Below are 10,000 nucleotides of genomic sequence, written 5' to 3' on the forward strand. Positions count from 1 at the left end.
CTGATATCGAGCATGAACTGGAATGAGAACTCAGCCTGCTTTAACCGGGAGGCGGGAGTCATCATCCACAGCAAAGATGCCGCTTCATACTTTGCCTCCGTCTTTCTGCTGGACTGGGCAGGAAAAAAAGAGCGAAAGCCGGCCAGGAGTCTTCCCGGAAATGACACCGGGGTAATCCAGATGGTCACCCTGGCAGGAGTGCTGATCTTTTTACTCCTCCTCTACCGCCGGTATCACCGGTGATCAGAGATGTTCTATGAGGAACACGAAGACCAGGTAATACAGGGCAACCATCAGCATCAGGACCCCGGCTATCCGGTTGATGAGCAGGTGATGCGTGGTGAAGAACCTGATACAGGTCCTGCTCCTCTCCAGAGACAATGCTGAAAGGAACAGGAGCGGACTTGCCATTCCAATCCCAAAGAGGACAAAATTGACAAAATTTGCGATAAAATCTGCAGTCGTCGTCGATATCGCAAAGAGCAGGATGATAGAGCCTGGATTGCAGGGAAGAGCAACCAGTCCGAAGAATGCCCCAAACAGGATTGCAGTAATGTAGGGGGTTTTTCCAACCGGCGTTGATATCATGGGAAAAAACCGGCTGATGTCAAATCCGGCAATCATGGCAATACTCATGATCGCAAGGATGCCATAGATGACCGGCCCGAGTATCTCAATGACATCTCCGGTGGACATTTTGAGGATGGCCACAAAAAGAAGGCCAAACGAGAACATCGCAAGCAGCACTCCCGCCGTTACGGCAAGGCCCAGAGTGAGAGTCCGGCCCCCTCCGGTCTTTGTCCGCCCAGCAAGGAATGCCAGGTACCCGGGGTAGAGCGGGAGGACGCACATGGCTCCAAGCGGCGTATAAAGGCCTGCCAAAAAGGAGATGACCCAGGTTTCAGGAGTGATATCCATATTATGAGCAGAGCTCGTCCAGTGCCCGCTTCAGGACATCAGCACGAAAAACCCCGTCTTCAAGATAGGTGGCCGTCTTGTCACAGATGATGATAGTCTGGGGGATTGACTGGATGAATCCCGGCCCATAGGCTTTGATCAGGCTTCTGGTCACATCAGTCGGGGCCGCGGTAAATATCCCCTTGAAGTTGTTTGACTCCTGGTGGCGCTTGACTTTTGCGACATTATCATTGGGATCCACATCAAGTGCCACGACCACGAATTTATCCGGATATGCAGTCAGTAATTTCGTGGATTCCAAAAGCTGCATGGAACAGCCCGGACACCAGACGGCAAAACTATGGATGATAACCGGCTTTCCCTGCTCAGCAAGATCTTTGATGGTGAACCGCTCCCCTGTTGCAACATCGGTCATGGATGTTGTAAGCCAGGCAAGTTCAGGAGACGCTGTTTCAGAATATGCAATTTCAGGTGATTCCTCACTTGCCAGACACCCTGTACACAGCAGGGTCATGACAAGGAGACCGAAAGTGACCGGGAGTATTGTCCGGTGATAACTCATGCAACATCATCTGAGACTCTTTGTTCATATACTTCAAGGAAAAAAGGGGAGTTACCTGACCGGCATCAGGAACTGAATGAGCAGGGCACATAAGTAGGTTACGATTCCAAAGAGAATCTGCGGGACGGTATACCGCTTGAACACGGTTTTCACATCATCGCCGGTTGTCCGGTGTAAGAGCCAGAAATAGGGATCGGTTACGAAACAGATGAGACCCGCACCACCGATGATCATGAGGAACAGGGCAAGCGGGTTTAACATGGATGGAATAACCGTCGTCGCAAGGACCTGGGCAGTCAGGTACGACGTAACAATTCTGGACCCTTGGGCTGTCTGAATCAGAGCGGCGAGGACGAACGGGAAGAGGAATATCGGCAGGGATGTTGCAAGCAGGATGGATGCATCAGCCGGAAAACTGCTCTGCTGGATGATATACCCAAGAGCCCCTGCTCCACAGATATCAAAAATGACAACTCCGCCATGCTTTGCTCCAAGAACCCAGCCACTCCACCTGACCTCCTGTTTTGCAGTAATGACCGCGGTGGCCATTCCGGCGAGCATGATAAACTGAAGAAGACCTGCATGAGTGAGCCCAAGAAGGAGATACCCGACCGGGATGGCAAGAAAGATCACCAGAAACGGTGCCCATGCCCGAAGATGAAAGGAACCCTCTGCCCGCTTGTATCCAATCTGCTCGTGGGTGATGTCAGCAAAATCACACTGCCTTCTGACATACCAGATCATGGAACCGACAAAGAGCAGAGAGAGGGGAATTGCGACCAGGTTATAGATGAGGGGGGAGAAATCCGGAGCAAATGCATCAAAGAGGGTGTAGGTGACCGGTGTCGGGTATACATACGCAACCCCGAGGACAGACCCGATGGCGACAAGATAGATAAGAAGTGACCGCTTTCGTTCATCTGACGTGAAGAACTCAATGACCGGCGTGAGAATGATAAACGCGGTTATGGGACAGGTAGAAGGAACTGCAATAAGATATCCTGCGATTCCGGAGAGGGTAGGCGGCCGCTTTAAGAGGGTCCGAAGGTCAGAGACGATCTGCTGGATAAGCCCCTGCTCGGCAAGATATTTTGCGATAACCGACCCGGCAAGGATGGGGATACCAAGACTGTTAAAAATACTGGCACATCCCAGCGCAACCTGCTGAAAGACCGTATCCGGAGCTGACCCGATCATCAGACCAAAGGCAATTGCTCCGCCGACCAGAGTGAAAAATGGTGGCAGTTTAAATCTGACCCCGATGACAGATATTGCCACCATCACGATAAGGAAAATCAGGATGGTATTCATTCCTTATTCTATCTGCAGGTGATCATATGAAAGGCTCAGGGTCTCATGACCCCAGATCTCATAGGTGAGAACATAAAACCTGTAGGAGATGTTTGTCCTTCACTATCAGGAGAAGACTGCCATTGGAATTCTCATCCTCGTTACCTTGGTCTGCCTTGCCGGGACTCTCATGCTGGACGGGATGGGAAAAGAACAGTTTTCAACCGAATATGAGGCAGGAATGACAGATGGAACGCTGGTCAGATGGGAAGGAGTTGTCGGTGAGGTATATCACGCGAAGGGAGGCAGTGTCATCATGGACGTCTCCGGGGTCAGTATCTTCATTCCGTCATCCGCAGGAGATGTACCCGACATTACACCAGGAGCGTCCATCCGGATCATCGGTACCGTTCAGCACTGGAAAGGAAAAGAGGAGATATCAGTCGAAGATGGGAAAGATATCAGGATTCTTTCATGATGTCAAGTGAAAAGTCTGCATTGATGACCGTGTGGGTGAGCATCCCAAGACTTATCCGATCGATGTTCAGTGCTGCATATGACAAGAGGGTATCTTCGGTAATCCCTCCTGACACCTCGATAATTACGTTCTCCCGAAGGCCGTTCTCTGACAGAAGAGAGATAACCTGTGAGACCTGGTCAGGAGTCATATTGTCAAGAAGGATGATATCCGCCCCCGCCCGTGCAATCATGAGAGCCTCATCAATCGTATCTGCCTCTGCTTCAACCCGGTGATAGGCCGAAAAGGCCTTTGCACGCCTGACCGCCTCATCCACACCGGTCAGGACCCGGTGATTGTCTTTTATCAAAACCGCATCTGAAAGGGAGAACCGGTGAGGATCTGCCCCTCCAATCATGGCGGCTTTTTTATCCATAAGGCGCAGTCCGGGAGCGGTCTTCCTCGTGGCGGCAATACGGCACCCGGGATTTATTGCAGATACCAGATCCTGCATCTTCCTTGCCATGGTTGCAATGCCACTCATCCGTCCGAGGATATTAAGCACCGTTCGCTCCAGAAGAAGGATGGTGTGAGCCTGGCCGGTCAGGGTGACGATCACATCCCCTGCATGGCACCATAATCCGTCTGAGCATGCAGAAGAGGCAGACAGGCCATACCACTCAGAAAGACGGGTCACTTCTGACAGGCCGGCAAGAACAAGGGATTGTCGTGCCGAGATAATCGCGGTGCAGAACTGCGGCTCAATAACCGCCTCTGACGTAATATCGCCAAACGGACAGTCCTCTTCGACATATTCGATGAGTCTGGTGAGTGGGATATCAGGGAGTGTATTCATGACACCTTGATCATGTATTCAAGTGACCGCCGGGCTCCTTCCATAACGTCCAAAGGCACGGTCACTTCACCGGAGAGGTCACGCAGACATCTGACCAGTTCGTGGAGCGTGGTCTTTTTCATATCAGCACAGAGAGCATCCTCCCTGCCGATGAATGACTGATCAGGGCAGAGTTCGCTGAGCCGGTCAAGCATCCCTGCTTCGGTGCAGATATACCATGAAGACCTGGTCTTTGCAATCTCGGCCATCCTGCCGGTTGAGGCGATATGATCTGCAAGAACCCGAATTTCAGCAGGGCATTCCGGGTGTGCCATCACCGCAATACCGGCTGCCTTTACCTCCCGCAGATCTTCAGGATCAAACCGCATATGCACATAGCAGTGACCCCCGTCCGGGATAGGAATAATCTCCTTCTCCGGAAGAACCGACTGCACATATGAGGCGAGGTTGGTATCCGGACCGAAAATAATCTGCTTATGGGAAAAAGATCTGACAACCCTGACCGCATTTCCTGAGGTGCATACCGAATCTGCGACTGCTTTGCATGCTGCAGTGCTGTTGATATAGACGACCACGGCTGCTTCAGGATACCGCTCTTTCTCCTTCAGGATCATCTCCGGCGTGAGAAAATCTGCAAGCGGACATCCGGCATCAGGGTCAGGCATCAGAACCTTTTTATCAGGGTTTAAGATATGAGCAGTTTCTGCCATGAACCTGACACCACAGAGGACAAGAATAGGTTCAGCAGCTTTTCTTGCTGCCTGCGCCAGTTCAAGGCTGTCGCCAATAATATCCGCAACTGCATGAATCTCTGGCAGCTGGTAATTATGGGCCAGGATAAGTGCCTTTTTTTCTGATTTCAGACGAAGGATATCGGCTATGAGATTACGGCTCATCACGATCCAATCACCAAGGGACTGTCAAGGTTTTTCAATAACGAGAGCACCGAAAGGGCTGCAAGATAACTGGTTGCCGGGTTATCCGGACTTGGATGGTTGACAACCCTGATACTTGCCTCGCCGAATTCACCGGAGACAAAGATATCATGAATGTTCCGATCAACGTCCGGATCTGCCCAGAGCTCTACATCCACATCATGATGTACAGCCAGCGACAGTGCTACTGATACGTTGATATTTTTTGGAAACTGCTTTATACACTCATTCGCCTTGCCACGAAATGCAAGGGTCCGGTGACTGACCTGCATCCCAAGACTTTCAGGGCTTTTTGTGGTCCTGAGAAGGACTGAATCTATCCTGCTGATACACCCCACCTTTAGGTTATCAAGTCCCATGATGGCACCACTCGGGATATGGATCTTTTTTCCCTGTGCACGTGCTACATCAAGAAGGATTTTTCGAAAATTCGTATCAGACAGGGCACCAACAGAGAGGATAAGGATATGTTTCCCGTTTTCAAGGATCTTCGGGGCATATTCCCTGACCGCAAGGACCGATGCAGCCTCCACGCAGATATCAAAATCCTGTGATATAAACTCCTGAAAATCCGCGTATGCAGGAGCACCACAGATGCGGGCAAGTTCCTCTGCATGGTCCGGTAGGCGGTCAAAAAGCGCCTCAACCGTAAATCCATCCTGATGGGCTGCAATAATCCTGCCTACATTACCGCACCCGAGGAGCCCGATTCTGACCATTGCCTACATATATGCAGAATATCTTTTAAGCCGTTTGGTTCCTGAATGGTGAGAGCAGTACCCATGAACATAGCATATCAGCCCCCTGAAAAGAAGAGAAGTGCCCTGTTTCTTCCGAAAGAAGAATGGGTCAAAGCGCTCTCAGGTCGCCGGATATGCATCAGAACCTTTGGTTGTGCATACAATGTCGGGGATTCTGATCTCCTGGCATCGGTTCTCACAGCCAATGGTTCGGTGATAGTATCAGATCCCGATCTGGCGGAGGTGATGATCATCAACACCTGTATCGTCATCGCCTCAACCGAGCGGAAGATGCGAAAGGAGATCTCATCGTACCCGGACCATGAGGTATATGTGACCGGGTGTCTTCCACTGGCACTGCCCGAAAGCCTTCAGGACAATACCCCTGTGAAACTCATACATCCTGATTCTATTCACCAGGCAGCAGCGACTGTTCCTTATGTTCAGAAAGGGCCGGTATCAGTGGTCCAGATTGGCCCTGGTTGTGTCGGATCATGCTGGTATTGTATCACCCGCTGCGCCCGGGGATCAATCAGGAGTAATCCCCCTCAGGAGATCCATACCCATATTGCCAGGTGTGCCAGGGGGGGAGCCGTTGAGATCCGCCTTGCCGGACAGGACCTCTCTGCATACGGGCATGACACCGGTCAATGGACCCTTGCCACTCTTCTTGAGGGCATGCCTGCTCTGCCAGATACATCCCGAATCCGTCTTGGGATGATGAACCCGGCAACCCTGAAGCCGATTGCACAGGAAGTCGCACGGGCCATGAAAACCGGGCCGTTCTTTTCATTTCTTCATCTGCCCATCCAGTCCGGATCTGATCATGTGCTTGACCTGATGGGACGCGGATACACGGTGGCTGATGTTCAGAATATCATCGATATCTTCAGAGCAGAGATGCCAGACATCACCATCGCTACCGATATCATCACCGGGTTTCCTGGTGAGACGGACGATAACCATGAAGAGACTGTGCGTCTGATCCGCCGGATCGCTCCGGGGATGGTGAACGTGACACGATATTCATGGCGGCCCGGTACCGGAATGAGCAGGGAACATGAACTCCCTGACCGGATACGAAAAGACCGGTCGCGTGCGATCATCCGTGAATCCTATACCCTGTTCCAGAAGGCCAATGAGAAGAAGAGGGGGACAGTAATGAGAGTAATCCCGACTGAACAACTCAAACCAGGTTCAGTCATGGCTCGTTCCGGAAGGTATGAAGGGGTGGTAATCAGGGAAGAGTGTCAGCTGGGCATACCCTGCAGGGTGACGATCACCGGTTCTACTCCCCATTATCTCATCGGTGAAGTGGTCAGGGACTGATCAGACTTTTCTTTGCCTTTCCGGATGACCTATATACTCATCATGGAAGAGATCATTGAACTGGGTTTTAACCGGCTGGTTGAGGTCATAAACCTGCATGATTCATCAATAGATGCCTATTCGAAGGAAATACGCAACCTTGATGCAGAACTCCTCGGCAGAATGGCCGCACAGGTTACCGGAGTCATTGCAAAAACCGGTATCGAACTACTTGAAAAAGGAAAGAAAGACAACCAGGGTGAGATCTATGATCCCCGGCATTATCCAAAGAAGATGATAATCCTGGGAAAGAGTGCCGACCCGATGCCATACCGGCCTGATAACATGTCCAGGGCCGTTCAGGACCAGTTCTGTCTTCTCGGCGAGGACGGGAAATTCTATGAGATCATGTACAGTGCTGATGATCTGGTAATCGACTCATATCTTGCAGAGATTACGCCACGCCAGGTTATCGAGCTGTACGGATATGAAGCTATGTTCATGCTATACAAAGCAATGCAGCAATACCTGCATAACCAGGAAGAACTGCTCTCTGCCCTGGAAAAGACACTGAACTTTATCCGATCATAAGATCGGCTATTTTCCTTTCCAACCAAACAATGGGAACATCGGTTTGAACGGATCCTGTTCTGGCTCAAACTTCCCCAGGCTGAAGGCCTTACTTTTCCGGGGGCTGTCCTGAACCTGATATGTCACTTCGACGATGAGAGACTGAACCATCTTCGGAAGGGTCAGACGTGCCGGTGTGTCAGGTTCAAGACGGTCTATATGCCAGGGTTCATCAATACCGGCCGCTGTTATCTCCAACTTCTCTGCAGCGCTCGTTCCGGCGTTTTCCAGGATGATCTCCCGGTGATTTGGAGACAGATCAGCCAGAATCAGAGGACGGGCGTTTTTTGCTGCATCAAGAGATATCATGGCACTGAGCAGCAGGGTTGCTGATATTATAACGACAATACCGGCCAGAATCTGGTGGTTCATGGAATACAAAAGGAGCGTGAGCCCTGATCCTGCAAGTGCGATGAGAAGGATGTGATACTGCTTTGAATTGAATGGTAGAGACAACATAAAACAGAAATGGGCCCGATGCGATTCGAACGCATGACCTCCCGGTTATCAGCCGGGTGCACCACCTGGCTATGCTACGGGCCCGAGGCTCTTATCAGGTGGATCCCGCTCGTTAATAATACTTGTGATGCCTCCCGAACAGCCTGATGACAAGAACAGAACATGACTCATATCAGAACAGGCAATATACATAGAAAATTAGATCCGGGTTTCTATATGGTTGTTCAATATCTCCTGGGAAATGAGGCGATTGCGCATGGATGCCTTGAAGCAGCCGTCGATGTCGCCTGTGGATATCCGGGTACGCCCTCTTCTGAGGTGATTGATACCCTGCGGATGGACCCTGACCGCGCCTGTAAGGTCGAATGGTCAGTAAATGAGAAAGTAGCGTTCGAAGAGGCACTTGCGGTTTCATGGTGTGGTCTTCGGGCTATCTGCACGATGAAGCATGTCGGCCTCAATGTTGCTGCAGATCCCCTTATGACATCGGCGTATACCGGGACAAAAGGAGGATTTGTCATCCTGACCGCCGACGATCCCTATGCCCATTCATCACAGAATGAACAGGACAGCCGGTGTTATGCCAGATTTGCACGGATACCCTGCCTGGACCCCTCAACGTTGCAGGAAGCTCATGACATGGTTCGGGATGCATTCGCCCTCTCTGAAGAGTTCTCTCTCCCGGTTATGTTCCGCCCGACGACCCGGATTTGTCACTCGAAAAGTGATGTAAATCTGGGCGATGTCGCTGTTTCTGATCGGACCGCATCATTTGAGAAAGATGTCAGGCAGTATGTGGTCATCCCCGCGCATACCCGTATTCTTCACCAGAAGCTGAACCAGAAACAGCCCGCATTAAAGAAACGGCTCGTAGAACTCGGGTACAACCGATATGAACTGAAAGGGAAGACGGCCGTTATCTGTGGCGGAGTCGGGGCATCATATGTCAGGGAGGTTATCGGTCCGGATGTGTCTGTCGCGATAATCGGTGCATATCCAATTGATGAGGACTGGCTCAGGGAGTTTATCAGTCATCATGAGAAGGTGATGGTGATCGAAGAGCTCTCACCGGTCATTGAAGAGGTCGCACGACAGGTCAGTGGAATCATCCCGGTATTAGGAAAGATGAGCGGCCATGTCCCGTACGAAGGGGAACTTGCCCCTGACCGGGTTGCAGGGTACCTGAAGGCTGCGGGATTTGCAATATCGGTCACCTACCAACCGGCAGCAGCGCCGGCTTCACTTCCGGTACGGCCGCCTATCCTGTGTGCCGGATGTATGCACCGGACCGCGATGTATGCCATGAAAAAGGTCTTTCGGGATGCGATATTCCCAAGTGACATCGGCTGTTACACCCTTGGTATCCAGTTGGGAACAGTCGACACGACCATCTGTATGGGTGCTTCTATAACGGTAGCCTCCGGGATGTCTCTTGCCGGAGAGAAACGGGATATCGTCTGCACGATTGGTGACTCAACCTTCCTCCATACCGGAATACAGGGGCTCATCAATGCGGTATACAATGGCGCAAACATAACAGTGGTCATCCTTGACAACCGGATCACGGCGATGACCGGACACCAGCCAAATCCGACGACCGGTCTGACTGCATGCGGTGTTGCAACCCCGGCAGTCTCAATTGAAGCAATCTGTCGTGCCAGTGGTGCAACTTTTGTCGAGACGGTCAGCCCGAATGACCTGGTCACCTTCATCGATGTCCTAAAGGCAGCAAAAGCCCTTCCCGGGGTAAAGGTCATCATCGCACGCCAGCCCTGTGTAATATCTGAAAAGCGGGCAAAAATTGTTCGTGGCCGCTACACCGTTTACCAGGATCGGTGCATCGGG

At 51.4% G+C, this 10,000-nt stretch carries 11 protein-coding genes, 1 tRNA gene and 1 pseudogene; 5 read left to right on the plus strand and 8 right to left on the minus strand.

Annotated features, from left to right (window positions below; translation table 11 throughout):
* Positions 1–243 (plus strand): annotated as a pseudogene (locus LDL35_RS04185) (phospholipase); the annotation flags it as partial.
* On the opposite strand, the gene LDL35_RS04190 reads toward LDL35_RS04185, so the two are convergent.
* The 3 genes from LDL35_RS04190 to LDL35_RS04200 are packed head-to-tail and all read right to left on the minus strand — an operon-like array spanning position 244 to position 2,791.
* Entirely contained in the window at positions 244–918 is a 675-nt protein-coding gene (locus LDL35_RS04190) for a cytochrome c biogenesis CcdA family protein (RefSeq protein WP_304019816.1), read from the minus strand.
* Position 919: 1 nt separating this feature from the next.
* Complete coding sequence (locus LDL35_RS04195; protein WP_304019818.1) at positions 920–1,480, minus strand: redoxin domain-containing protein; 561 nt, start codon at positions 1,478–1,480, stop codon at positions 920–922.
* A gap of 51 nt (positions 1,481–1,531) precedes the next feature.
* Entirely contained in the window at positions 1,532–2,791 is a 1,260-nt protein-coding gene (locus LDL35_RS04200; protein ID WP_304019820.1) for a hypothetical protein, read from the minus strand.
* Positions 2,792–2,879: 88 nt separating this feature from the next.
* Here LDL35_RS04200 and LDL35_RS04205 point away from each other — a divergent pair, with 88 nt between their 5' ends.
* Positions 2,880–3,248 carry a hypothetical protein gene (locus LDL35_RS04205; protein ID WP_304019822.1) on the plus strand — a complete coding sequence of 123 codons (369 nt, stop codon included), beginning with the start codon at positions 2,880–2,882 and terminating at the stop codon, positions 3,246–3,248.
* Here the strand turns inward: LDL35_RS04205 and nadC are convergent.
* The 3 genes from nadC to nadX are packed head-to-tail and all read right to left on the minus strand — an operon-like array spanning position 3,232 to position 5,737.
* On the minus strand, positions 3,232–4,083 hold the full coding sequence (gene nadC / locus LDL35_RS04210; RefSeq protein ID WP_304019825.1) for a carboxylating nicotinate-nucleotide diphosphorylase: 852 nt from the start codon (positions 4,081–4,083) through the stop codon (positions 3,232–3,234). The two genes, LDL35_RS04205 and nadC, sit on opposite strands and share 17 nt — an antisense overlap.
* A complete protein-coding gene (gene nadA, locus LDL35_RS04215) occupies positions 4,080–4,979 on the minus strand; it encodes a quinolinate synthase NadA (protein WP_304019826.1) in 900 nt (299 codons plus the stop codon). Before nadA ends, nadC begins: the two co-directional genes overlap by 4 nt.
* Positions 4,979–5,737, minus strand: a complete 759-nt coding sequence (nadX, locus tag LDL35_RS04220) for an aspartate dehydrogenase (RefSeq protein WP_304019828.1) — start codon at positions 5,735–5,737, stop codon at positions 4,979–4,981. Before nadX ends, nadA begins: the two co-directional genes overlap by 1 nt.
* A 63-nt stretch (positions 5,738–5,800) precedes the next feature.
* On the opposite strand from nadX, the gene LDL35_RS04225 reads away from it, so the two are divergent.
* Together LDL35_RS04225 and LDL35_RS04230 are read left to right on the plus strand one after the other, a co-directional pair.
* The gene (locus LDL35_RS04225; RefSeq protein WP_304019830.1) at positions 5,801–7,087 is read left to right on the plus strand and encodes a tRNA (N(6)-L-threonylcarbamoyladenosine(37)-C(2))-methylthiotransferase; all 1,287 of its coding nucleotides are present in this window, start codon (positions 5,801–5,803) and stop codon (positions 7,085–7,087) included.
* Between the two features lie 42 nt (positions 7,088–7,129).
* On the plus strand, positions 7,130–7,657 hold the full coding sequence (locus tag LDL35_RS04230) for a hypothetical protein (protein WP_304019832.1): 528 nt from the start codon (positions 7,130–7,132) through the stop codon (positions 7,655–7,657).
* A gap of 6 nt (positions 7,658–7,663) precedes the next feature.
* Here LDL35_RS04230 and LDL35_RS04235 read toward each other — a convergent pair whose 3' ends face one another.
* Positions 7,664–8,155, minus strand: a complete 492-nt coding sequence (locus LDL35_RS04235; protein ID WP_304019834.1) for a hypothetical protein — start codon at positions 8,153–8,155, stop codon at positions 7,664–7,666.
* 10 nt (positions 8,156–8,165) lie between these two features.
* A tRNA-Ile gene (locus tag LDL35_RS04240) sits at positions 8,166–8,239 on the minus strand.
* 132 nt (positions 8,240–8,371) lie between these two features.
* On the opposite strand from LDL35_RS04240, the gene iorA reads away from it, so the two are divergent.
* The coding region (gene iorA / locus LDL35_RS04245; RefSeq protein WP_304019837.1) for an indolepyruvate ferredoxin oxidoreductase subunit alpha at positions 8,372–10,000 on the plus strand (1,629 nt) is incomplete at its 3' end.

The sequence above is a fragment of the Methanospirillum hungatei genome (assembly GCF_020216685.1).
In the GTDB taxonomy this organism is placed as follows: Archaea; Halobacteriota; Methanomicrobia; order Methanomicrobiales; family Methanospirillaceae; genus Methanospirillum; species Methanospirillum hungatei_B.